Origin of the sequence: Paenibacillus sp. FSL W8-0187 (genome assembly GCF_037969755.1) — a bacterium.
Lineage (GTDB): Bacteria > Bacillota > Bacilli > Paenibacillales > Paenibacillaceae > Paenibacillus_AQ.
This window is the reverse complement of record NZ_CP150206.1, coordinates 3,133,761-3,158,859: the sequence shown is the minus strand read 5'-3', so window position 1 is coordinate 3,158,859 and position 25,099 is coordinate 3,133,761. Positions and strand designations below refer to the sequence as shown.

The window sequence follows — 25,099 nt, the reverse complement described above, 5'->3', positions numbered from 1 at the left end:
ACTCATATCTCAAGTATGAATTGTTTTTCTGTATTGTCGATCACTTCTTTTGTTCAGAAAACGATATGTGCGACAGACTTTACACCCGCGATGATTCAAACTGAAAGATCAACTTCTCATTGTCGTCCCTCGTAGCAACAAATTCCTGCACGCGTGAGTCCGAAACATAGTTGTTCATCGTCTTTCTCCAGAATGCCTGCGCCCGCATATTGCGATCCGTGGCATTCGTCTGGACTTCCCAGCTGCCGGCATGCTTGTCGAACACTTGTGATGCAGCATTCTCCGCAACATGTTTGCCTCGGAAGGGTTTCATAACAAAAAACTCATTCATGTAAAATTCACTGCCATATGTATATGGCGAGGTTGCTACCAGAGCAAATCCTGCCGGGATGCCATCCACTCGAATCAGGTAAGGAAACAAAATCGAGGGCTTCTCCCACCATATATCAAAAACTTGGATCTGGTCTTTCAAGGTTCTTGTGTCATCATCCTCATAGACGCCATATCGATTCGGCTTCCATCCCCATATCCCTGATAAATCATGCAAATATAGCGGATATATATTATTAATGATAAATTTGGTGGAAGTATCGGTTAGCTCCACGGTAACTTTCATAGGTTCTCCTCCGTCCTAGACATAATCCAAACTCTTGAAATACTGAATTTTCACAATGGAACCGACCTCATAATGATGTTGGATATGTAACCCTACCGCTTGTTTAGATAGAAGCGAGTAAGTGACAGGAAATAATCTCAACCCAAATCCCTCCTTGCACTCAAGGGTATCATCCTCGACAAACTCTTACATATAGGCTGTATGATTATAATTATTTTTTATATAAACCGCGGTACGTCGTAATCACAAAAAAAGCAATAAGCGCTGTCTTCTTTCAGACAGGCTTACTGCTTAAAATCATTTAGTCTTCAATCATGATTTGCTTGTAAATCCCATAAGCTCTTTCACATGCAGAGTATTTTCCAAAGATGTCAGCTTTTCCAGCAAAGTGAAAGCCACATCAAAAGCCGTTGCCGGGTTACATGAAGTGATCAGGTTCCCATCAACAACGATCTGTTCTTCCACCACATGGGCACCGAATTCCCGCAGCTGCGATTTTCTGATGCTGGTTGGGTGATCATAAGTCGTGGCTCTACGTCCCTCCAGCAAGCCGGCTTTGCCAAGCGTAAGGGCTGCAACGCAAATCGTAGCAATCCACTTGCCCTGCGCATGAAATTCCTGAATGATCTTGGAGAACCTGGAGTCGTATGCATCGTTATAAAAGCCCGCTTCCTCGAACCCGCCAGGAATCGCCAGCGCATCGTAATCATCCACCTTAACCGAGTCCAGCGTGACCTCAGGAATGACGGTAAAGTTCCACGTGCATTTCAACCGGTCATGCAGTCCCGCAGTCACAACCTGAGTGGTCCCGTCACCCTCCAGCTTGTTCCACCCCAGTACATCAGTAAATACACTCGCTTCAACAGCTTCAAATCCATCCGCCAACAGCAAAAGCACTTTCTTCATAAGCCAACCTCCCCCGTCCTTGTCACACTATAAAATCTTAAGAGATATCCCGATCTATCGGATTGTGTTCTATCTTATCTATACTTCTCTCTAAATTCAACTGAAAAACAAATGAATAACAAAAAAGCAGCCCGATAACTGCCTCGTTCAATAACCAACCTGCATACCTGAATGAATGTATTCTGCTTACTTCGAAAGAATTAAATAACAATCTCCTGTGCATAATAACTCTGTTTGAATAAATATTAAAGGAGCGAATAAGATTGGGAATTTTAAGCGGTAATCCTAAAAACGAACCCATGCATTATGGGGAAATATTTAGCGTATGGACAGCATCCACGTTGGCAAAAGGCATGGTGTCCTGCTACGAGGCTTATTTAAACCATGCAGGCGATAAAGACCTCAAAAAAATCCTCAATGATCTGTTGGATCAAGCTAAACTTGAGATTAAAGAATGTGATGAATTGCTTACCGAAAACGGAATCGCCCCTGCACCGGTACTTCCCGAAAGACCCCCGGTCAAACTTGAGGATATTCCGGCGGGCGCAAGATTCACGGATCCGGAAATTGCGGCCAAAATCGCTGCTGATACATCACTCGGACTGGTATCATGCAGTCAAGTTATGGGACAATCCATCCGGGAGGATATTGGCGCGTTATTTGCTAAATATCATATCACCAAGACGGCGCTAGGTTTGCGGATCCTTCAGATGAATAAGGAAAAAGGCTGGCTCATTCCGCCGCCGCTTCAAATCAAGAGACCTGAAGGAGAATAGTATAATCCAGCAAAAAAACACTCTGATCTGATGAAGCTCAGGGTGTTTTTGCTGTTCTGTTCTATTCATCTCGTTTGTATCTTTTATATATTAAAATTCTATCGCTTCAAAATTTTCGTTTTCGATCTGTCTATTACCATACGATCCCCTCCAGAATAGAATGTAAGTTCTTCTGTCTTGATATTCTTACTCGTTAGCGCCGTGAATACAGCCCGCAACAAGCGATCGTATAGCCGCTCAGACAGTTGGCATCTTAATCTGCTCAGACGCTAACCCTTTTTCTATACAACAAAAGAGGCCAGCTTGCCTCTTTTTGTTTTTTACTCAATCCTAACCTTATCGATGATTCCATGTTCCGGCGGGTGCTGTTGTGGCAGCGGGTTAATGACTGCCTGATGCCAGCCGATGAGAAACATGCCTAGAATAACTAGGATGCCGCCGCACCATTGCTCCCATCCTGCGGATTCTTTTAATACGAGGACCGATAACAACAAAGCCGTAAAAGGCATCATACCAGAAAAAGCGGCAGCTGTGGATACATGGCAGCGCTTGATACCGGCATACCACAGCATGAAGGCCAAGGCCGTTACGATCGGTCCGTACCAAACAAGCGCAAGCCATTCCTGCAACTCTAATGCTGCCAGTGAAGCCAGCGAATTCTCGAACCATGCGGGTATCAGGCATAACATCAAGGCGATCACCGAGACCAGCGTCGTCTGGACCATAGGATGAATGGCTTTGTTTTGTGAAGCCGTGCGCTGCATCGAACCAATGCGGGACAGCAGGTTAAAGCCGGATTCACTACATGCCGCGCAGAGCACAAGCAGGTTACCGTACAGATGTTGTACCTCGAATGCATGGCCCGGCGTGAGTATTCCTTGTATGATCATAATGCCCGCCACCGTGCTAAGAATGCCTGCCAGCTTCATGCCGTTCACCGATTCCTTCAGGAACCCAAATGCCAGCATGACAGTAAAGGCGGGTGTTGCGCCTGTTAGAATTCCCGCTTCTGCCGTGCTGGTATGAAGAAGGCCCTGCAGCAGCATCATCCGAAACAGAAACATCCCGAGTAACGCCTGAAAGAACAGAAGCCTCCACTCCCGAAATGTTAATTGTCGAACCGTCCTCACCAGCTCCTTCCTACATAGAGGAAGCATACATAGCAAAGCCAATAACAAGCTGGCCGCTGTGATCGTAAACGTCCCTAATTTCCCGTTCAAAAACCATGCCGTGATGACCGAAGTCCCTGCAAGCGTGAACGCCCCGCATAAATAAAACATCCCTTTCCATCGTTCCAATAAGATCACATCCTCCAGATATCACAGATCGATAGCGACTGAATCTATGCTACAATCATAGGGGATAGACTGGTATGGTTACAGATCCAGTTAAACGTGAAATTATGCAGACCAGTTGGAGGACGAGCCTCATGTGGGGAATCACACTGCACCGAAGCAGTGAAGTATCGCTTAAACGGCAAATTTATTTAGCTATAAGGGAAAGGATTGTTCAAGGAATCTTGCAGCCAGGAGAAGCCATGCCCTCATCCCGTCAATTAGCAATAGAACTCAAGGTATCTCGTAACACGGTCAATGAAGCGTTTGACATGTTGAACGTCGAAGGCTACGTCGTTAGCCGACAAGGGGCTCCGACACGGGTTGCGAAAGGCATTGTACTGGATAACCTGGCTGAGGTAGATCCGCCGCCGCGGAAAAAAGCCCCTCCTGATTTTGCAGTGGATTTCCGGACAGGACAACCTGAACTCCGGCTATTCCCACGGTACGTATGGCAGCAAATTTCAATGAAAACACTCAGCGATATGAGCCCCACTCTGCTAGGTTATACAGGTCCTCAGGGCCTGCCCGCACTTCGTGACGAAATTTCATTGTGGCTTTATCGCAGCAAGGGCCTTAAGGTTGATGCTCAAGATATATTCATAACGGCAGGTGCCACACATGCACTGAATATCCTTGCGGACTTACTCTATCATGAAAATCAGGATATATGGTTTGAAGATCCCTGCAACATCGAGATGCTGCAGACGTTTATAAACAAAGGGTATCGAATTCATCATGTCCCCGTGGATGAGCACGGGATTCAGACCGAGCACTTGAACGACAAGCCTGGATGTCCTGTGTACGTGACACCCTCTCACCAATTTCCGCTTGGAGGGATTCTGCCGGCGGATCGTCGTGCTGCGCTCATCCGCTACGCCAGAAAAAACGGCAGCTATATCATCGAGGACGATTATGATAGCGAGTACCGATACAGCGGGGATTCGATCGCACCTTTATATGCCATGGATCCCGATAGGGTCATTTATGTTGGCACCTTCAGCAAAGTGCTGTTCCCGGCCCTTCGGATCGGGTACGCGATTGTACCCCGTAAGCTTCAACAGCGCTGGGGGCATCTGCGTACCCATACCGATGTGCAGAATCCCCCTTTTGAGCAAGCTGCCTTAGCCGAGTTTTTACACACCCGGAAATTTGACAGGCATATCGGGAAAATGCGCAAGATCTACGGCGAACGGAGACAGGTCCTGTTATCTTCGCTGCATGAGTTTTTCGGAGATACTTGGCGTTCCTGGGGAGATGCAGCCGGCCTGCATCTGACTGTTGAATTTCCCGGGGCGATCTTTGACGAGGCTTTCAGGCAGAAAACCCGGCAAGACCGGATACGCATCACGCCGCTGGACTACCATTGTATTCAAAAAAGAACCCATGCAAACAAGTTATTGTTTGGCTACGGTCACCTGGAACCTGCTGAAATCCGCAGTGGAATCTCACTGCTGCAGGCTTATTTGAAGAATCAAGGGTACCTATAACAACCTCAAGACTCCTTCAAACTTCCATCCAAACAGTGAAGGCTGCCATCAGGCAGCCTTTTAATGCTTAAGTCACTGTTCTGTTCTCCATGCATCCATTCCTATTTAATGTTTATCGTTGGCTTCGTGCTTGCCAGCTGTTTCGCAGCTTCTTCCGCTTCCTGAAAGGCCTGTGCGAGGATATCATCTCGATCCAGGATCGCATTACCCTGTGCCCGGATGATCTGATAATCGATGATCCCCATAAAATTAAACATAGACTTAAGGTATTTATGCGAGTATTCAACCTCGGCATACCAGTCATGATTCGTGTAAATGGCATCACTGGCCTGAATGACCAGCAAACTGCGGCCATCGGTTAGCAAACCTTCCGATCCATTCTCCGTATATTGAAATGTCTCGCGTGCAATCAGGATGTTGTCGATATAATCTTTAAGCTTGGAAGGAATGTTGAAATTGTGCATCGGCATGACGATAACATACTTCCGTGCTGCCTTAAACTGCTGCAGGATGGCGGACATGCGGTCCGTTATCTGTTGCTCCTCTTCGTTAAGCGGCTCCTCTCTTCCCTGTTTGCTCCATAGCTCTAGAACCATATGATCGATGGCAGGTATAGAATCACGGTATAAATCAATTTGTTCTATAGCTCCTGCTGGATTCCATTTCGTGTACGCCTCCAAAAAATGCTGAAGCACCCGCAAGCTGACAGATGTTGCTGACTCCACCTTCGGATGTGCGTTGATAATGAGCATGTTCTCCATCTGATATCTCTCCTTTTTCATCTATTTCATAATGTAGACAAACAAGGCGATCCAATTGTGACATCAACTTATGATTTTATGCATAAATCGAAGGCCGCGATGGAAATAATATCTAATAGTTAGTTAAAATCCATCAAAAAAAGGACCACATCTGCGGTCCTTATCGTATTTTAGCATACCTGCTCTTGCTGCGTGCTTTTGCCGGATCAGCATCACTTTTTAACACTTTATACTTACCATAAGGTTACATCGTATGCACTAAGATTTCGCCTAAAGCATCAAGGAATCCTTGATTTTCTTCCGCCGTCCCTACGGAAATCCGAATATGCCCAGGCAGTCCCCAACCTTTGGCGGACCTGACGATAATCCCCCGCTCCAGCAGCTTGTGGTATATAATGTCTGCATGTTCTCCAAGCTCCGCCAGAATGAAATTGCTCATGCTCTCGTAGTAAGGAATCGCTAACCGACTCAGTCCCTCATAGATTTGCTGTCTGCCTTGTTCATTCATCCGGCATGATGCCTGGACGTGCTCCCCATCTCCAAGTGCGGCCGACGCCGCCGCTTGTGCCAGCGCATTGACATTAAAGGGCTCCTTAACCTGAAGCAATGTGCGGATGATGCTTTCCGAAGCAGCGCCATAGCCGACGCGAATACCCGCAAGACCGTAGATTTTGGAGAAGGTGTTCAGGGTGATGACCGGATATCCCAGCTTGATGAAATCTATCCCGTCCGAGTAATCAGGGGCTGTCGCGTAATGGCGATATGCTGTATCGATTACAACCAGCACGCGAGTTGGAAGACGGTCCAGAAGATTTTTCATTTCAAGTTCGGGAATGTAGGTGCCTGTTGGATTATTGGGAGTACATAAGTACACGATTTTGGTTCGTTCCGTAACCACGGACAATATATCCTCAGCAGAGAAGGCATATTGCTCACGCAGCGGTACCCTAATGACCGTACCAGACATAAGAAAAGCACCAAACTCATATTCGCTGAATGTCGGATCAGGAACGATAATCTCGTCACCAGGCTCCAGGTACGCCCGAGAAATCAGCATGATCAGCTCATCGCCGCCGTTTGTCACAATGAATTGATTCGCTGCCAACCCCAAGTGCTCGCCAAGCGCTTGTGTAAGACCTGATGAACGCTCGTCGGGATAACGGTGTAAATCAGGCAGCTGCTCCTGAATGGCTTGCAATGCTTTAGGCGAGGGACCAAGTGAATTTTCATTGGAAGCTAATTTGATGACGCGATCCAAGCCGTATTCCTGCTGCACTTCCCAGATTGGCTTACCTGCCGTGTAAGGCTTCAACCGTCCTAATGCCTGCCGCGGTGTTATTTGCAGCTCTTTATCTTCCCCTGCTTGATTCAATATGTTCTCCCTCCGTTGCCATGTATTTATGTGTATTTATCTTCTACACTTCACCATCGAGAAGCCGAAGTTACATCATATTATAACGGTAAAGTTCAAATAAATCGCTACGAAAAAGGCACCCTTTTCCATAAAATCGAAAAAGAGTGCCTAATATCTTGCAAATTTCACAACAATGGCATAGTCATGGAACATGACTGAATCGCCTTTGCAAATTATTTTGTCTTCTGAACGTGATTCGTCAACAGATCAAGTAAATAGGCTTTTAGATCAACCATTCGTAGATTTGCAGGCTTTTCGTTAGTTCCCGCAATGATAAGTGGCACAAGCGACTCCATTTGGCGAATCGAGCCGTGGCCCCCGCCCCCCGCATGCGTCGGAGAGCTCCGGTCCGCCAATTCGTATCCCGGTTTAGCCGTCACGACCAAAAATTCTCCTTTATGAGAATTCAGCGAACCGGACAACCTCTCCAGCACATCGGGATACTGTCCGTAATCCAAGGTTCGATGATCGGCATTCAATTTAAGGTCCAGCACATCGGCATCCTGCTTCACGGTCCACGTTTGTTTATAGCGATCGATCAGGTTACCTTTCGCCTTATATCGGAGTTCCTTCGAAGTGGATCCTTGAAGAGCATGAATCCATCCGTTTTCTTTCCAAGCAACAAAATCGATGCGGTCATCCTTGCTCAGGATATCCGCTAAGCTTCGCAGAGAACGACTAGGCTTGAAATTATATACATAAGCCATCGTTTCATTGACTGCGAGGGCGACCTCGGTTTCCGCTTTCACCTTTTCACCCGGCTTTAGAACAGAGATGCCTTTCAGCATAGCGGGCATATCAATCTCCGAACGTTGTTCCGCTGGAAGAAGCTGTGTCATGCCGCTGTCCCCAGCGATGACAAAAATCGCTTCGTTGAACGCTTTTTCCGGCGATCCGAAGGCATTTAATACGGCCCGGAGCTGCTGATCCACTTTTTTGACGCCTTCGAGCTCTGACGGACCTTTTTTATGAAGCTTCTGGTCCAGGTCCGGTAAATAAACATACAAAAAATCCGGCAGCTTGTTGGCTCGAATCAGATAATTTACGGCTTCGATTGCATACTTATTGTTCAGCCCCATCCGATCCGTGAGATCGTCAGGCAGATTCTTGGTATCTTTAGGGCCTTCCAGGGGATTGGACAAGGCTCCCAGAGTTAAAAAATCCGGACCTTTGACTTTTATGTGTTTCGGCAGGGAAGTCGGACCTTGAATCCAATCCGGGATCGTCAGCGTATGCTCGGTCGGTCCCCGATATATCAAGCCGTTAATCGACCCTGATTTCAAGCCAATGCGGGCTAATTCTTCGTAAATCGTAGGTGAATCCGGATTTAAATGTTTCCCGTTCAAATGGATTAATGCATCAGTCAGAACCGGATTGATGCCTTGCTTGAGGATTTCCATCGGCCCTGTTCCGTAGTTGATCATCTTCTTATCGTCGGACGAATACCATAGGAGACCTGGTACGCCATGCCCATTCGGATATTTTCCCGTCAACATCGTGCTGTCAATCGTGACAGACATTGTAGGAAAAGAGCTAACCAGATCCTTGTAATATTGTCCATGTTCGATCAAATATTGAAAGGTGGGCAGCTGTTTTTGAGAAATGCCCTTATCAATCGCCTGTGCCATTAAGGAGTCGACCATCAGGAATATGACTTTCTTATGTGTAGAACCTTGTTCGGATTTAACCCGCAGCAAATCCTGTTCGCCAGGTTTTTGATGTCGGCATCCCATTACCGAGATCAGTACAAGGGACAGCATTACGAGGATCATCCTGTTTATTCGCATTTTCACATTCACCACCTTAGTACATTTTGTCGCTAAAGTGGAAACGTCATTCGAGGGATATTTTGCATATTACGATGATCCATTTATGTTCAAATATGATGTTCGCCGGTTCTAATCAAGCCTCGCTTTTCCTGCTTTGATAAAGGATCCGGTTCACTTTCTCGGAGCTGAGCAGCATGATCAGGGCAAACAACAGAATGACGACGGGGAATAAACCTATCGATATTTGAGCCGCAACGATACCAAACAGTGGGGGTAAGATCGTGGTGCCGGTATAGGCAACAGCCATCTGATAACCCATGATTCTGGATGATTGAGCTTTGCCGAAGCGGGCTGGCGTTTCATGCAGCAAACAAGGGAATATGGGTGCAAGCCCGAGTCCGATAACAATGAGTCCAATGAGAGAAAGATAGGAATGCAGCGGCAGCAACAACAGGACTGCACCGGTAATAGCCGTCACTTGTCCAGCACGGATGAGCGTCCGATTGTTCAACCTCAGCGTTACGAATCCTGTAATGAATCGGCCGAATGTGATGCCTCCATAATACATGGACACCCATACTGCTGCTGTTTCCGGGGACAGATCTCGGGTTCCTACGAGAAAGCTCGCTCCCCATAAGCCGACGGTCGCTTCCACTCCGCAATAGAACAAAAACGCCAACAGGGTTATCTTTACCCCTCTAATTTGGAGCGGCTTTCCGTGCTTCTGGACAATGGCTTCATCGCTGTTCGTTGATTCATTTCCCGTTTGTTCTTCAATCATGCCTTCGGGCTGCCGATGCTGACTTGCCACGATCCTCCAGAGTGGGAGCGTGAGCAGCAGGATGAAGACCAGAACGAACTGCAGCATGGATACGGTAAAATATCCGTCTCTCCATGTATCGTTAGCACCCATGGAATAGGACATGATAATCGGCCCTAACGTTGCGCCCACGCCCCAGAAGCAGTGCAGCCAGCTCATATGGTGGGCCTTATAATGGTTTGCTACATAGTGGTTCAGTCCCGTATCGACCGCGCCTGCGCCTAAACCCAGCGGAATCGCCAGCAGAATGAGCCAGAACAGCGATGGCGCATACGCAAAACCGAGCAGCGCACTCGCCGTCAACAAACAGCTGATAAGCGTAACCATACCCGTTCCGAAGCGTTCGATCACGCTCCCGCTAATCAAGCTGGATACAATCGTGCCTCCGGTTACGACCATCGATAGCAACCCTGCGGATTCGAAGGCAGCACCGATATCCGGCTGCATGGCCGGCCAGGCCACCCCGAGCAAGGAATCCGGAAGCCCTAAACTGATAAAGGCCAAATAAATAATTAGAAGAAAAAATGTTACCACAAATAATGGTCCTTTCTACGCCGTGATCATTCAGACAATGGGATGAAATAGGAAGTAATCTCCTTAATTTTGGCAGCATTAAGGGTGCTGCTAAACCGGTATACGTTACAAAATGCCAGGCGCTTCCGGTCATCGAATACAAGGATTCCGTCCGCTGCACCGGTGCTGCCGTGCGTTATCAGATGATGAATATGCAGTTCGGCTGTCTTGCCATACTTCAGCTGACATAACGATTCAATCACTTGATCCTTCCCATGAACGATTCTTTCCCCAACGTAACTCATCTGAATCCCATCCGTGAAATTCTCATTCATAAATTGTGTATCCATGCCAGCCAAAGCGATGTGGAGTCTCTTCAGCAACTCCTTCTTCGGTGCGTTCCCGCAATCCTCCTCGCATGTGATAACGAAATCTTCTTTGCCTGCAATACCATCTGCCATAACCAAACCTCCTAATCTCAGCTGTGTATGTAAGGGGAGTTTTCCATCTATTTTAAACCTTGTTTGGTCATATGGAAAGACTATGCACGGCTTCTATTCCCGAGGATGAAAGGTTAGGGATGAAACGCCTTCCAGAACTCACCTTCGGTATCAATCATGCCCTTGATCTGGGCAAAAGGAATTGTGAACGTCGGAAAACCCGCTGCGTAAGGGGCGATCTCATACGGTGCAAACACCAGATGTAATGCGTCCCCGGTTACATAGAAGGGCTGGTTTGCTGCGATTCCCTTATAGCTATCCGGGAATACATACGAATACTGCGGATCCTCTTGAATCTGCTTACCAACAATGCGGCTGAGCTCCTTCACATAATCGCTGCCCGGCTTAAACAAGTCCTTCAATTCATACATCCTGCCGTTCTCAAGATTGATCACGGCGTAAACTTTCGTTGGCATGCCGTGTGCGGCACCAGAGGGATAGTTATAACCGTTCAACTCCAGTTCAAGCAGTTTCTGCTTGTAGAAAATGACGTCAAAATCGCCTGTATACGTATAATCAAGCTGTTGATTCGGAGGAATGAATTTCACCTGTGACATTTCTTTAAGCTTCGTATTCAGCGTGTGCTGAGCTGCTTGATCCCGCATTCCATCGATCTGTGGATAATAGACTAAGTAGTCCGGATTAGGTTTATACTTTTCTTCCATTACCTTATAAGGTGGTTGCAGCGGAATCACCGTGTTCTGCTTCCATATGAGGTGACCCGACCGGTCCAGGTAAGATAGACGCTGATCGACCAGGGCTTTAATTAGTCCGCCTGGTTCCAGCGTGAGCGAACCGCTGCCGTTCACTCGAGGATACCCCGGCGCCGCTCTGCCGGTTCGGTCAATAAAATACGTCTGCTTCGCATCATAAACCGAGGCCAATCCTCGCTTGTAATCAGAAACTTCCCGATATACAAAATCAGATAACCTCTTTCCATCCCAATCTGCAATGGCATACATCGAACCAATATAAGGCTGTTCAGGATTAATCGCACGCCCAAGCGCAAACCGGTCTTCATTCAAGTCCCGGATATCGTTATATTCCGGCTGGATTACCCACTCGCCCTGCTTATTAATGACGCCATACTTCGACTTGTAATCTTCTGCCTTGTTAACGATCGCTCTGTCATGATGAAAAGGAAATGCCGAAGTATAGGTCGGCGGAATGACGATGTTCCCCTGCTCATCGATATATCCGTATTTGCCAGTGCTATCCTTCTGAAAGGCCAGCAAGCCATCGCCAGGCGGTCCGACGTAGGCGAACGGATAATTGGCCAATCGGCGTCCATAGAGATCAATGAGCGCGTAAAGATTGTCTTTTATTTTCACAACAGCTTTGCCATTGACAAAATCATTCGCTTCCTCATATTGCGCCGGGATCACCTCTTGGCCCGCGGAATCGAGGTAGCCGTATCGGCTGTTCGCTCCATCTCCACTGCCATTATCAGTTACATAATAAACCGCCCTTCCTTCTCGAAGCCCTGCTATATACGGAAATCCTCGTCGTGTCAGCACTTCCCCTTGTTCGTTAATCATCTTAAAACCTTGATCATCGATCACGGTCGCTCGATGCTCCGAGAACGGGCTGATGGACTGATATATAGGCTTCACTACGAAACGGTCAGACCTGTCAATGAGGCCATACTTACTGTTCACGCTCACGATGGCAAGACCATTGTCCTGGAAATCCTGTGCATCATCATACTTTGGCTCAATGACCATACTTCCGCTACGATCAATGTATCCCCACTTCGTTCCGTCCGTCGTCTTCACGGATGCCGGAAATAAACCGGCATGCTGCTGCGGCTGTCCTCTGCTTGCCAGCATCTCCTTGATTCGCCTCTCAAGATCCAGCAGCGTTTCACGCGCCGGGTAGGGTTCTGCGAACGTAAGTGCTTTGCGGACCGACACAAGGGCCGCTTCCGGCATCCCGGCCCGATATTGTGCATCCGCCAGGTAATACCAATAATAAGAATAATCCGGATGTTCTTGCGTCAAGCTCTCGTAGTACCTTACAACGACAGGGAAATAATAGGGGTATACATCCGGTGCAGTCACTAACGCCCCTTGGCTCCATCTGACTACCTCGACTCGATAAGCTTCGCCTGTATCGTGAATCCAAAGCGCGATTTCAGCCTGACCATCCGGACCCGAAGCACCCGGCATATCCGCAATATCGATATAACTGTAATATATATCAGCAGGTGCGATATCTTGAAGGCCCTCTGGCGTCCAAGCGTAGATCGACAATTTTGACCAGATGAAACCGAGTCGCCAACCTACGATTAATTGATTCATACCTGGGTTCAACACAGGGGCCGCCGTCAATGAAGTAACCCCATATCCCTGCCCCAAGACGTTGGCAACGACCTCATATCCGCCATTGCGGTAAAGCAGCACAAATAAATAAAGATCATGATTCAATCGGGACACACCGACAATCTCTGGGATGTGATCTCCCGTGATGTCGACTGCGATAACTGCAGGATGTTCTGCAGGCTTATCGATTCGTACAAGTTCAGCACCGTGCGGCAGATAGGCCATAGCGATTTGTGCCAGCTGCTGATCATTAACGGACATTTGGGCACCCTCCCTTATTCAGAGCTTTCTCGCCTAATCGTATGCAGACGATGGTTAAATATGCACCTGCGGGCGGGGCGAAGAGCATTTCTTAAGTCCCATGTTTCCATTGGCGGATGACCGCAAAACAAAAAAACGGCCTGATCACGTTAGGCAATCAGATCGTTCTCTTCACTTCAAAATGGTTTGCTGACCATGAAATACAAAATAACGACCGGCAGCAGCGTGGCTATCGTCCCGCCTACCGCCCAATACGCCGAAGCTCTTTTATAACCTGCTGTAATGACCCCATCCCTAATGGATTGTTTACTATGCCGAATCATCCCTTTTTGCAGCGGAATCAATAAACCAGCCCACAGGATCCCCGTCATACCAAACAGAATCAATGAAACCATCAGCCAGCTCATTCCGCCCATTCCATATCCGGCTTGAACAGCCATCACAACGCCTGAAATGATGATCAGCAGCAAACCTGGCAGGGTAAATACCATATCGGCTAACATGACATTCTTAACCGTGTTATGGATTTCTGCCGGATCCCCTTTCAGATCAGCTCTTACTTTCCAGAATGCCGCCGTAATGATATTGCCGAGGAATAACACACATCCGGCGATGTGCAGAAATAACCACAATGTCATAAGCCATCCTTCCCCTCTTCCCGGTGCCCGGGCCGAAGAATATCGATGATGAAATCCGCATATTCCTTCGTGCCGAATACATGACTATTTACGCCGATTAGTCCTCGCATCCGCAGTCCGAACGACAACAGCTCAAACAGCTCTGCCGTCCGTTCCGCATCGATGGTTTCCGGTATGACCCCCGCTTCCTGGCCTGTAACAATCCATTTCTTCGAAGTCGCTGTAGCTTCTCTATAGAAGCCAGCCACAATGTCGGCGATTTCGGGCTGATCGCTTTTGCCAATAAGGTACATTAAGATCAGGTTGCTCACATCGTCACGGCTTTCCAGTCTCGACATGCTGTTGGTAATGGTATTCATCGGTCCTTCAAACTGTTTAATGTCCCCTTGCTTGTTCACTTCACTCATGAACTGCTCGTTCTGCTCGGCAAGCTTAGCTCGTAATACGTGCACAAACAGCTCATCCTTACTTGAAACATAATGAAATATGGCCCCTTTGGACAAGCCCGAACGCTTCATGATGTCATTAAGGGTGGTTTGGCTGCAGCCTTGCTCCCTTATCAATTCTTCCGTGGCTTCAAGCAGTATTCGCTTGGTTTGCTCTCGCCTTTCTTCCTGCTTCATCTAATAACTCCTCCTTGATGATAAGTTGGTTACCCCTGAGGCGGAAGCCAGCCCGCCATGAGAACTGCGGCCAGGAAAACGATTTGCAGAACCGTTCTCAGCCCGATTGGAGTGACCGGCTTGCCGCCAAGTGACAAATGGCGATTCGCTGCGTATACATTGGCAGGAAACATGGCTATCAGCATCAGTGCGAGACCTGTAGATGCCAAAGCTGTGGTAGCCGGAATCAGGATGAGAATAGCGCCTGCAATCTCCAGCAGCCCGGTGAAGGTAACCATGAACGGGGCATTCGGTATTCCCGGGGGGATCATGGCGATTAGATCGGGTCGTCGTTTTCCCCAGTGGGCAGAAGCTGTTACCAAAAACATGACCGCAACCGCAAACCTGAGCGAAATGCCCCAGTCATTTACATACTCCCAGCCTGTGAAGCCCAGCGTCCGAAACAAAAGTAGCGAAACCATCATCGCAACAAATGGGATCATCAACCTCACCAACCTTCCGAATTTCATAACCTCATTATATATACCGACCATCGGTTTGTAAATTGAGAATTCCAAATTTATTCCTTTAGAGACTTCAGGCACATTCAGTATCTTATTAAAAAAGAGAGCAAGCGTGCGGCTGTGTTACAACCAGGCTTGCCCTCTACTCTCATAACATAGGTCAGCTATGCTGCGCTTTTTTCTTCTACATACATTCGAAATAGCAGGATATACAGCGCCACACTGATTAATGCCGATAGCAAGATGATGCTGAATATACCCATAGGCGGCAGCCAAGTGGACAGAAATACCGTCATCGGAGCCAGAAATCTTCCGATCGTAAACTGTAAGCTGTCAGCTCCCATATACCGTCCTCTTGCATGCTCTGGAGCATAACGGCTAATAAAGCTTTGCGTCACTGGGGAACGAGCCATTTCACCGAAAGTAAAAATAATGGTTACAAAGAATAAGAACCAGATGTTCGTATTCAGTCCGAGTGCAAAAGTACCTACTCCGGATAACAAGGAAGATAGTACGAATACATCACGCTCCTTCCAATTCCGAAACCACTTGGTGACCGGCAGAATAAAGAGAACAAACAAGAGACCGTTGAGCCCCAGCACCCACCCTAATATCTCTGTGCTCGATAGCATAAGCGAATGTCCGTTCCAGGAGAACAGCGCCTGGGGTGGTACATAATCGATCACATATACCGCCAAATACAGATCCAGCTGCATGATCGCCACAAGGGCAAAAATCCCCGCCAGTATGTACACCAGAAACACTTTATCTCGAAAAATGATGCCATATCCCTTCCACTGTTCCTTGAATACCTGAAGAATCGACCCTGTTGCCTTTACACTTTGGGCAGGCCCCGGCAGGGTTTCATGAACGATGAAGTAAATCGCGATGAAATAGATCAGCAATACGAAGGAACATGACCACAGAAGCTCTTGCCGATACTGAAAAAAGAAAATGGCTCCAAGTGCCGGACCAAGCACAGCACCCAAGTTGTTCGCTGTCGTAAACGTTGCAAATACTTGCCGCCTTTCTTGAACCGGAACCAGATCGGCTACCATCGCGGAGCTGGCAGGTCTATAGATGGCTCCCCCGAATCCGATGCCGATAAAAGCGGCATAATCGATCCAGTGCGAAGGCGATAACGCGAACATCGCAAACATGACCGTCTGCAGCGACGCGCCAAGCAGCATGATGGGGCGACGTCCCAGCCGATCGGCTAAAGCACCGCCGAGCAAGCTGCCTATAATGCTGAATATCGGAGGAACCGTCATGAGGATTCCCGCGATATGATTGCCTAAAGCCGCACCGAAATAAACCGTTATGAAGGGAAAGTACATCCAAAACAGCATATTGAACAGCGCTTCACCTAATAATCTAACCTTTAAATTGTTATCCCATAATCGTATTTGCACAAGACTCCCTCTCTCTATGTCGCAGCAGCACAACAGTTAAAAATCGAACGATATATCACGTCCCCCGGCCGGGTATTACAAACTATAAAACATTTCCCTGGCAAAATATAGACTTATAATGAGCGCTGAGCTATACTAATAATATGAAAGCCGAATATCGACCGATTCAATTTAGATGACCCACAAAACGAACATTTGTTCTAAATATGAAAGACGCTCCCTCGGGAGCGCCTTTTTTTGTTGCATGATGTATTAAACAAACTGAGGCTTAACAGGAACAAACTGTGGTTTTTGTACGAATAATCGCATAAATACGGGCACGACGGGGGCCATTATGAAACGACTGTACGAAAAATCGTACAAACGAGAGTAACACGGGCAGCCCGACGTAAATTTGTACGAAGAATCGCACAACTGAGAGTCAAATGCCAGCTGTTGGAAGAGATTTGTACGATAAATCGTACAATCTGAGGCTTAACAGGAACAAACTGTGGTTTTTGTACGAATAATCGCATAAACACAGGCACATCGGGGGCCATTATGAAACGACTGTACGAAAAATCGTACAAACGAGAGTAACACGGGCAGCCCGACGTAATTTGTACGAAGAATCGCACAACTGAGAGTCAAATACCAGCTGTTGGAAGAGATTTGTACGATAAATCGTACTATCCTTCCGTTGGACCAGTATAGAATATAGAATGCGCTTAGCAGTTGGACGCCTGGATGCAGGCTTCTTCTCCAACGGGACTTAATCAGTCAGCTTCTTCAATTCATGCAGATGATCGAAGATCATCTGGCAAACCTCAGAGACCCGATCCCGATCCTTATACGTTAACCAAGCCAATTCTTCAATTTCCGAAGCCGCACTTAGCTCTCCTTCATACTCCGCCGTGTAACAGGACATCGTTACTCGAACACCCTCCGATTTGCCGTGAGCGCCAGCCCGGAAGCTGCCTGCATTCGCCGCGGTCTCCGGTTTGATCCGAACGGACAGCTCCTCTTTGATTTCCCGCACCAGCGTATCGATATCGGATTCTCCCGGTTCCCGTTTTCCTCCCGGCAGATAGTACGTATCCTTTCCTTTGGAACGAGCGCCCAATATGCGTCCATCCGCGATATGGATCCAGGCGATCTTGTCAATCTCCGTTATCATATGGATTCCTCCCCTTATCATGTAAACTTCATGCTAAGCCGTTCCTTGTTGTTCCCGTTTCCCGCCTAATTTAAATACCAGTATCCCCCCGACAATCACAAGAACACCGATCAGCTGGTTCATTGTAAACGGAACCTTCTCAAGCCCTAACCAACCCAAGGAGTCCCACAACAGTGCGAAACCGAGCTGCGAGGTCATGACAATCGAAATGGCGAATGTGGCACCCAGCAGCTTTGTCGCCTGTACCAGGCAAATCACCACGCCGACCCCAATCAACCCGCTAATCCAGTACCAAGGCTCCATGTTTTGAATGGCGAACGTCCCCGTGCCTTCTACAGCAAGACTCATGCCGAACGAAGCCACGAAGCCCATGCCTAACACCAACGTCGTCGTAGACCAGGAGCCTGTCTTCTCATTCACTCTATTATTGAAAATGTTCTGCAAACTAACCATTGAACCCGCGATTAGTGCCAATACCAATCCTGCTAACATGTTCCATCTCCCTTACTTCATGTTTCATCATCACCATGTGTTATTCTTCGTAAATATTGCCTCCCGCTACATTCGTTAACGCATCCCGGTCTTTAATCAGAATGTACCCCTTGTGACGCTCGATCAGCCCTTCCTGACTGAATTTCAAGATCACCCGGTTTAAATGCCGATAGCTGGTTCCAAGCAGATTCGCGATATCGGTCAGGTTGAACGCGGCCGGGTTTTTGGTAGCGAACGTATCCGACTCCGCCTCTGAAACGGACAGTAAATAGCTAGCCAGTCGTACCTCCACCGGATGAAGCAAATTGAAACTCAAGAAATTGGATTTAATATAAAATTTCCGCGTAATGATCCGCAGCATAAATTGAAGCAGCGGTGGATGCTCCTGTCCGTATTTGCGAAGCCAGCGATAATGCACGCCGATCATATAGACAGATGATACGGCCTGTACCGTATTAATCAACGGATTGCCTTGAATGTATTCAATATCTCCGATCACCTCAAGCGGTGTTTTGAAAGATAGAACAAGCGCTTTGCCTTCCGCGGAGGTCGTGAAGATTTTAATCTTCCCTTGAACCAGAATATACAGCATCTCGGCCGGCTCGCCTTGCGTGCAGACGATGTCGCCCTGATCATAGTGATATAACACCAAATAAGGCATTAAATCATCGTGAAATACGGACTGGATCTGGTTGCTCAGCAAAAGATGCTGCATGAGCTCCGCATTATGAATTTCCTTCACGTCCCTCTCTCCTTTCCCGAACACTCCATCTCAAGAACCGCTTGGTTCCATATCATAATTTGATAATCACGACACCAGCGATCATCATCCCGATCCCGATGAATTGAGGCAAGCTCATTCTCTTTTTCACTACACCGAACCATCCCTTGCTGTCAATCAGGAACGTTAAGAATAACTGGGCGATCAATAACGCGGATATCGTTAATGTAACACCGATGTTCTGAATCGCAGTCACCTCACTGAATATAATGGGCGCCCCCAAGGCTCCTCCAATTAGATAGAGCGGCTTCACTTGTCCAAATCCTTGTCTGCTTCCGTCGCGAACGAACAGCAGAATAATGAAGGCCATAATAAATCCGGTCAACTGCGTAACCGCGGCAGCTTGCCAGGTGCCCATATCCTGACTAATCCGGGCATTGGCCACCCCTTGCAGCGTAATGCAGGCACCGCCAATGAATGCAAATAAGATTCCTCTCACGATACTTACTCCTTCTTCTATAGGTCTGTATACTATTAAAAGTGAATTCCCCAAACTCAGGAAAGGACATATGTCCTGAAATGACGGAAATTCCAAATAAAGCGATGTCCATAGACACGAATTTCATTATATACTATCGGTTGGCTTTGCATATAACATACAAAAGGCTGCCGGAATTTCCTTGGCAGCTTAAGATGCATTATAGCATCGGAGGGTTATGATTTTAACCCATTCCCGGGGTATAAAATAGTTTAAACCAAGATTGCATCTAGGACTCTATGATCATTTTGTTTTAAAATATAACTAGATGTCACTCATTGACGTAACACCGACTTGGAAGGAGCTCCTCTAACGTTATGCTAGACAAACAAGAACAAGTCCCTTATGAACAGGGCGGATTACAATTACAAGCGGATTGCGAACGCTGCTTTGGATTATGCTGCGTCGCTTTACCCTTCGCCGCCTCAACGGATTTTGCCATGGACAAAGACGGCGGAACCCCTTGTCACCATCTGCAATCCGACTTCCGCTGCGGTGTGCACAGCAGCTTGAGGCAGCGAGGTATGAGAGGCTGTACCGTATACGACTGCTTTGGAGCAGGTCAAATGGTTTCACAGGTCACCTATAACGGACGCGACTGGCGGCAGGCCCCTGGGACAGCAAAAGAAATGTTCGACGTATTCCCGATCATGCGACAGCTTCACGAGCTGTTATGGTATCTGAACGAAGCCCTGGCTTTGCAACCGGCTCAAGACATTCATACCGATCTGAGATTGTCGCTGGAAGAGACGAGTCGATTGACTCAACTTCCTCCCGAATCCCTGTTACAGCTGGATGTGGCAGCTCATCGGGCAGAAGTGAATCAGCTGCTTCTCCGAACCAGTGAACTTGTGCGAGATGATGCGCGCAAGAAGCATAAAGGGCCACCCGTGCGTCAAAAGATCGGGGGGCGCGGTGCTGACCTGATGGGAGCAAAGCTTAAGGGAGCAGACCTGAGATACGCCAATCTGAGAGGCGCTTATCTCATTGCCGCGGACCTCAGAGGAGCCGATCTGCGGGCTGCCGATCTGATCGGTGCCGATTTCAGGGACGCAGACCTTAGCGGAGCCAATCTAGCGACCAGCATCTTCCTTACTCAATTCCAGGTTAACGCAGCGAGAGGAGACGCCAGCACCAAGCTGCCTCCATCCTTATCTCGACCGGGGCATTGGACGCGTTAACGCTCAATATATTAGGAAAGAACAGATGATGATTTACTATAAACACTAAAAATCCGGCAGCTAACTTGCTCCCGGATTTTTGATGTTGGCCAAACGCTTGTACTCAAAGACTTTAAGCGCGCTTCTTCCATGAATCCTTCAAAGGAACGATACGGTTAAACACCAGTCTGCGTTCTGTCGTATATTTGGAATCCACGCAGAAATAGCCGTGTCTGATGAATTGGTACGTTCGGTTCATCGTCGCCTCCAGCATGGAAGGCTCCAATATGGCGTTATCGACTCGAATCAACGATGTGGGATTCATCAGATCCTCCCAGACGTTATCCGATTCTGATAACTCGGCTGATTCCTTCAGCAGCTTATCATACAAGTGAAGTTCCGCCGGAATCCCGTGCTTCGCAGACACCCAATGCAGCGTTGCTTTCACCTTCCGCTCATTAAATCCGCTCCCGCTCTTCGTTAGTGGATCATACGTGCAGTGGATCTCCATGATTTCCCCCGTTGCTGGGTCTTTCACGACATGTTCGCATTTGATGAAATAGGCTCCTTTCAAACGCACTTCCTTGCCAGGGGTTAACCGGTGAAATCCGGGAACGGGCTCCTCCATAAAATCCTCTTGTTCGATGTACAACTCTCGTGAAAAAGGAACCTCCCGCTCACCCAATGTTTCGTCACTTTCATGATTCGGTATGACAAGCATCTCGGTGCAATCTTCTGAAAGATTCGTGATGATCACCTTCAGCGGCCTCATGACGGCCATCGCGTTATAACACCGTTCCTTCAAGTCTTGACGGATATAATGATCAAGCATGCCCGAGTCTACCAGGCTGTTGCCGCGAGACGCCCCGATTTCTCCCAGGAAACGACGGATACCCTCAGGTGTCACACCTCGCCGCCGTAATCCTATCAACGTTGGTAGTCTGGGGTCATCCCATCCGTCGACAAAACCTCCCTCCACCAACTCCCTCAGGTATCGTTTGCTCGTAACGTATCCCGAGATATTCAACCTTCCGAATTCCCGCTGCTTCGGAGGCTCCGTCACTTCCAGTTCCGTAAGCACCCACTCGTATAACGGGCGATGATCTTTAAACTCGGCTGAGCATAACGAATGGGTAATTCCTTCGATCCAGTCCTGGATCGGATGGGCAAAATCGTACATCGGATATACACACCACGTTGTTCCCGTACGGTAATGCTCCGCATAAATGATACGATACAGGACTGGATCTCTCAGGTTCATGTTAGGGGAAGACATATCGATTTTGGCTCGGAGTACTTTTTCCGATGGTTGAAATGCCCCTGCGATCATTTGCTCAAATAACGCCAAATTCTCCTCAATGCTGCGCTCCCGAAAAGGGCTGTTGATTCCAGCTTCTGTCAGCGTCCCCCGGTATTCCGTCATTTGTTCAGGCGTGAGATCACAGACGTAAGCCTTCCCTTTAGCTATGAGTTTCTTGGCCGCTTCAGCGATTTGATGCGCATAATCCGACCCGAAATAAACGTCCGGCTTAAGTCCGAGCCACTCGATATCCTCCTGAATCGCATGCACGTATTTGATATCTTCCTTCAGTGGATTCGTATCGTCGAACCGAAGATTGAAAGTCCCATGGAACCGGCTGGCGATGGAATGATTGATGTAAATCGCATAGGCGCTGCCGATATGCAGATAACCGTTGGGCTCCGGCGGGAATCGCGTAGCCACCGGCCTGTGGTACACGCTGTTGTCTACATCCTCTTTGATCATCTTGGTCAAAAAATCCACCGTTTCTTCTGCCTTGTTTTTGTTCTCGCTCATACCTGACTCCTCCTTACGTTGATTTTTTCTGCCGTAACTCCGTAAAAAACAAAAAAATCCCGTCTCCAAGACATAAGTCTTGGGGACGAGATTGGTTTCGCGGTGCCACCCCTCTTCGCCGATATCTCACGATACCAGCCTTATCAGGTACGGCCATCACGCGATCGCTTATACCCTAGCTCTGTAACAGGAGCCCCTGTCGCACCATCCCTTATCCATAAGTTCCGATGCGCCGCTCAGAGACTTGGTTCAATGAATGGCTTCCAACTCCTTTTCAGCTTACCGGAGCTCTCTGTGGGGATTCCTGCTCATCTACTCTTCTCTTCATGGCGTTTACAATTTGATCCATAGTATCATCTAAATATAAAAAAGTAAACCATGGAACCTCACTAAAATGAAACGCCTGAATATGCGTTCCGTCAGCTTAGATCGGCAGCAGCTTCACGGTAGCCTGCTTGCCGCTGATCTGAATGCCCGTCTCCTTCTTGCCTACCTCAGCCAGATCTTGAACGAGTCGCTCAAGCAGCTTGCGGGCGGCTTCGCCCTCCTTGCCTTGAATGCGAATAACGGGCTGGACAGCTTTGCCCGCTGCCAGCAGCTTATGCATTTGCGACAGCTTGGTGTCATAATCATGCTCTTCAATATGTACAGACAAGCGGAATTCCTTTACTTTCATCGGACTTGATGAAGCTGTCTGGCCTTTCTTCTCTATCACGGCCTCCTGCTTCGCCTGCCCACGGCTTACGAGCTTGCAGGGCGGGGGACTGCTGAATAGCGAGGTACACACCAAATCGGCTTTGTGACTTTTCGCCAGCGCAAGCGCCTCATCCCTGGAGACGACTCCCAGATCTTCGCCGTTTAGGCCGGTCAGCTCTACTTCGCGAGCTTTTATCTTTTCATTCATAATTAACATGGTGGATAGATCCTCCTATCGAGAGTATGTATTCGTTTATTTTATTGCTCTTCCTCTACGTTCACATCATTGTGCATGAACCGAACAATATGCGTTCGATATTCCTGCTCTTCCGTGATTTCCAGGCAGTTAAGCTGTTTACCGTACACGCACGCTCCATCGATACCGATTTTGTCCCCTTCTTCACAGAACCAAATCCCCTCCGAATCATGCAAGTTCATGGCCGGCGTATGCCCGAACACCACGGTTTTGTTAAGGCCTGTTGGATAATTATAGAAAGGATCGCGAATCCAGATGAAATCATGATGAGGCTGCAACTTCCAGTCATCAACACCCGGATTGATTCCTGCATGCACGAATATGTGAGTGTCTGTTTCATAATAGAGAGCCAGCGTATCTAGAAAAGATAAATGATGCTCGAACTTTTTTTTAATATAGGCTTTACCTTCGTTATATCTGGCGCGATCCATTTCACCCTCAAAAAAATCGGCGCCGCAGTAGCTTTCAATCGTATGTCGAGCTCCATTGCGAATCCAGCGTGAGTTCACTTCATCCGTATCAAGCAAAATGGCATCCAGCATCATCTGATCATGATTCCCCCGAAGAGTGATGGCACCTTCATCCCGCAATTCCATCACTTGCTCAATGACTTCCCTGCTTCTTAATCCGCGATCCACATAATCCCCGAGCAAGATCAGCTTGTCCTTATCAGGTTTGTACTGCACGTCAGACAATAACTGATTGAATTCATCGTAGCAGCCATGAATGTCGCTAATCGCTAATATTCGAATCGTAGTCCCCTCCATTCCGAGCAACTTTGCTATTTAGGTATAATAGCATATTCTCCTTCATATCAACACGCACTTGAACTCGGAGCTACGCCTTGTGAGGAACCAAACTTCCTTTCTCTTGGCAAACCTCCGCTTTTGGTGAAAAAAAACTCGTGTACAGTCCTAATTCATCCGCCTCCATAAAGAATCGAGCTAAAAAGCCATGCGTTCTGCCATAGGAAATGGATGAATGCACGGCTTTTCTATTTATAGCCTATTCTATAAAACGATATTTAGCCATCACGTCTCCCCAAGGGGCATACCCGGCTTCTTTAAATCCAATTTCCGAATATAGCCTTTTTGCACGCTCATTCTCGGGTTTGTAACATAGCATAACATCGTCCGTTGTATCCGGCGAGGTCCGAATCTCCTCGAGAACCAAACGAATCGCGGGTTTGGCATAATGCAGTCCCTGAAACTTACCATCGATCATAAACCGATATATCCAGTAGTTATCATCGTGTGGGTGCAGACCATACATTACAAATCCGATCATCTCTTCATCATGGTAGATCGCACGCGTTTCGAAGCCCTCCATGAATTGAGCTTCCGCTATTGAATATAGATTGGGGGCAATCCACTTCTCCTGTTCAGGTCTCGGTTTAAGACGAATGCAATCCTCCCAATTGTCCTTATCTATGGCATGAAGTGTTATCAAATGCAAGACTCCTTCATATATGGTGTATGCCTTTATCCTAATCCAATGCCGACCATTTTTCACGGTATTAAATATGTAAATTCAAATATGACGCTGCACGTTGAAGGGTAGAGAACAAGATAATGAATGACTATAAGTATTTATTACATATTCCGAAT

25 protein-coding genes and 1 other annotated feature are annotated in these 25,099 nt (G+C 47.7%); of the genes, 3 read left to right on the top strand and 22 right to left on the bottom strand.

What is annotated here, in order from left to right; translation table 11 throughout:
- Nucleotides 1-79: 79 nt before the first annotated feature.
- From MKY48_RS14335 to MKY48_RS14325, 3 genes are all read right to left on the bottom strand, one after another.
- Nucleotides 80-616, bottom strand: a complete 537-nt coding sequence (locus MKY48_RS14335; RefSeq protein ID WP_339272754.1) for a GNAT family N-acetyltransferase — start codon at nt 614-616, stop codon at nt 80-82.
- A 15-nt stretch (nt 617-631) separates the two neighbouring features.
- On the bottom strand, nt 632-757 hold the full coding sequence (locus MKY48_RS14330) for a hypothetical protein (protein WP_339272752.1): 126 nt from the start codon (nt 755-757) through the stop codon (nt 632-634).
- Between the two features lie 171 nt (nt 758-928).
- On the bottom strand, nt 929-1,522 hold the full coding sequence (locus MKY48_RS14325) for a DJ-1/PfpI family protein (RefSeq protein ID WP_339272750.1): 594 nt from the start codon (nt 1,520-1,522) through the stop codon (nt 929-931).
- 263 nt (nt 1,523-1,785) lie between these two features.
- Here MKY48_RS14325 and MKY48_RS14320 point away from each other — a divergent pair, with 263 nt between their 5' ends.
- On the top strand, nt 1,786-2,298 hold the full coding sequence (locus MKY48_RS14320; RefSeq protein ID WP_339272748.1) for a DUF3231 family protein: 513 nt from the start codon (nt 1,786-1,788) through the stop codon (nt 2,296-2,298).
- A 320-nt stretch (nt 2,299-2,618) separates the two neighbouring features.
- Here MKY48_RS14320 and MKY48_RS14315 read toward each other — a convergent pair whose 3' ends face one another.
- The gene (locus tag MKY48_RS14315) at nt 2,619-3,605 is read right to left on the bottom strand and encodes a DMT family transporter (protein WP_339272746.1); all 987 of its coding nucleotides are present in this window, start codon (nt 3,603-3,605) and stop codon (nt 2,619-2,621) included.
- 122 nt (nt 3,606-3,727) lie between these two features.
- Here MKY48_RS14315 and MKY48_RS14310 point away from each other — a divergent pair, with 122 nt between their 5' ends.
- A complete protein-coding gene (locus tag MKY48_RS14310) occupies nt 3,728-5,122 on the top strand; it encodes a PLP-dependent aminotransferase family protein (RefSeq protein WP_339272744.1) in 1,395 nt (464 codons plus the stop codon).
- A 101-nt stretch (nt 5,123-5,223) separates the two neighbouring features.
- On the opposite strand, the gene MKY48_RS14305 is transcribed toward MKY48_RS14310, so the two are convergent.
- From MKY48_RS14305 to MKY48_RS14240, 14 genes are all read right to left on the bottom strand, one after another.
- Complete coding sequence (locus MKY48_RS14305) at nt 5,224-5,883, bottom strand: NAD(P)H-dependent oxidoreductase (RefSeq protein WP_076326071.1); 660 nt, start codon at nt 5,881-5,883, stop codon at nt 5,224-5,226.
- A 244-nt stretch (nt 5,884-6,127) separates the two neighbouring features.
- Nucleotides 6,128-7,255: a histidinol-phosphate transaminase gene (hisC, locus tag MKY48_RS14300; protein ID WP_339293269.1), complete on the bottom strand. Its 1,128-nt coding sequence runs from the start codon at nt 7,253-7,255 to the stop codon at nt 6,128-6,130.
- 215 nt (nt 7,256-7,470) lie between these two features.
- Nucleotides 7,471-9,084 carry an alkaline phosphatase family protein gene (locus tag MKY48_RS14295; protein ID WP_339272740.1) on the bottom strand — a complete coding sequence of 538 codons (1,614 nt, stop codon included), beginning with the start codon at nt 9,082-9,084 and terminating at the stop codon, nt 7,471-7,473.
- A gap of 115 nt (nt 9,085-9,199) precedes the next feature.
- Nucleotides 9,200-10,420 carry an MFS transporter gene (locus MKY48_RS14290; RefSeq protein ID WP_339272739.1) on the bottom strand — a complete coding sequence of 407 codons (1,221 nt, stop codon included), beginning with the start codon at nt 10,418-10,420 and terminating at the stop codon, nt 9,200-9,202.
- A gap of 26 nt (nt 10,421-10,446) precedes the next feature.
- Nucleotides 10,447-10,860, bottom strand: coding sequence for a hypothetical protein (locus MKY48_RS14285; RefSeq protein WP_339272737.1), 414 nt, complete (start codon nt 10,858-10,860; stop codon nt 10,447-10,449).
- 113 nt (nt 10,861-10,973) lie between these two features.
- Complete coding sequence (locus MKY48_RS14280) at nt 10,974-13,481, bottom strand: WG repeat-containing protein (protein ID WP_339272735.1); 2,508 nt, start codon at nt 13,479-13,481, stop codon at nt 10,974-10,976.
- A gap of 176 nt (nt 13,482-13,657) precedes the next feature.
- Nucleotides 13,658-14,119, bottom strand: coding sequence for a DUF2269 family protein (locus MKY48_RS14275; RefSeq protein ID WP_339272733.1), 462 nt, complete (start codon nt 14,117-14,119; stop codon nt 13,658-13,660).
- A complete protein-coding gene (locus MKY48_RS14270; protein WP_076326064.1) occupies nt 14,116-14,742 on the bottom strand; it encodes a TetR/AcrR family transcriptional regulator in 627 nt (208 codons plus the stop codon). The genes MKY48_RS14275 and MKY48_RS14270 overlap by 4 nt, the downstream gene beginning before the upstream one ends.
- A 29-nt stretch (nt 14,743-14,771) precedes the next feature.
- Nucleotides 14,772-15,224 carry a hypothetical protein gene (locus tag MKY48_RS14265; protein ID WP_339272731.1) on the bottom strand — a complete coding sequence of 151 codons (453 nt, stop codon included), beginning with the start codon at nt 15,222-15,224 and terminating at the stop codon, nt 14,772-14,774.
- A gap of 185 nt (nt 15,225-15,409) precedes the next feature.
- Nucleotides 15,410-16,657, bottom strand: coding sequence for an MFS transporter (locus MKY48_RS14260; RefSeq protein WP_339272730.1), 1,248 nt, complete (start codon nt 16,655-16,657; stop codon nt 15,410-15,412).
- Nucleotides 16,658-17,408: 751 nt separating this feature from the next.
- On the bottom strand, nt 17,409-17,813 hold the full coding sequence (locus MKY48_RS14255; protein ID WP_339272728.1) for an NUDIX domain-containing protein: 405 nt from the start codon (nt 17,811-17,813) through the stop codon (nt 17,409-17,411).
- A gap of 33 nt (nt 17,814-17,846) precedes the next feature.
- Nucleotides 17,847-18,305, bottom strand: coding sequence for a DMT family transporter (locus MKY48_RS14250; RefSeq protein WP_339293268.1), 459 nt, complete (start codon nt 18,303-18,305; stop codon nt 17,847-17,849).
- Nucleotides 18,306-18,345: 40 nt separating this feature from the next.
- Entirely contained in the window at nt 18,346-19,047 is a 702-nt protein-coding gene (locus MKY48_RS14245; RefSeq protein WP_339293267.1) for a cyclic nucleotide-binding domain-containing protein, read from the bottom strand.
- Between the two features lie 52 nt (nt 19,048-19,099).
- A complete protein-coding gene (locus MKY48_RS14240; protein ID WP_076326058.1) occupies nt 19,100-19,525 on the bottom strand; it encodes a DMT family transporter in 426 nt (141 codons plus the stop codon).
- A gap of 356 nt (nt 19,526-19,881) precedes the next feature.
- Between MKY48_RS14240 and MKY48_RS14235 the strand changes: the two genes are divergently transcribed.
- Nucleotides 19,882-20,745, top strand: a complete 864-nt coding sequence (locus MKY48_RS14235) for a pentapeptide repeat-containing protein (RefSeq protein WP_339293266.1) — start codon at nt 19,882-19,884, stop codon at nt 20,743-20,745.
- 112 nt (nt 20,746-20,857) lie between these two features.
- Here MKY48_RS14235 and MKY48_RS14230 read toward each other — a convergent pair whose 3' ends face one another.
- From MKY48_RS14230 to MKY48_RS14215, 4 genes are all read right to left on the bottom strand, one after another.
- Nucleotides 20,858-22,540, bottom strand: coding sequence for a glutamine--tRNA ligase/YqeY domain fusion protein (locus tag MKY48_RS14230; RefSeq protein ID WP_339293265.1), 1,683 nt, complete (start codon nt 22,538-22,540; stop codon nt 20,858-20,860).
- 78 nt (nt 22,541-22,618) lie between these two features.
- Nucleotides 22,619-22,877: a binding site (T-box leader), on the bottom strand.
- A gap of 87 nt (nt 22,878-22,964) precedes the next feature.
- Nucleotides 22,965-23,453 carry a translation initiation factor IF-3 gene (infC, locus tag MKY48_RS14225; RefSeq protein ID WP_339293264.1) on the bottom strand — a complete coding sequence of 163 codons (489 nt, stop codon included), beginning with the start codon at nt 23,451-23,453 and terminating at the stop codon, nt 22,965-22,967.
- Between the two features lie 41 nt (nt 23,454-23,494).
- Nucleotides 23,495-24,259 carry a metallophosphoesterase family protein gene (locus MKY48_RS14220; RefSeq protein ID WP_339293263.1) on the bottom strand — a complete coding sequence of 255 codons (765 nt, stop codon included), beginning with the start codon at nt 24,257-24,259 and terminating at the stop codon, nt 23,495-23,497.
- Between the two features lie 238 nt (nt 24,260-24,497).
- Entirely contained in the window at nt 24,498-24,941 is a 444-nt protein-coding gene (locus MKY48_RS14215) for a GNAT family N-acetyltransferase (RefSeq protein WP_339293262.1), read from the bottom strand.
- Nucleotides 24,942-25,099: the final 158 nt, after the last annotated feature.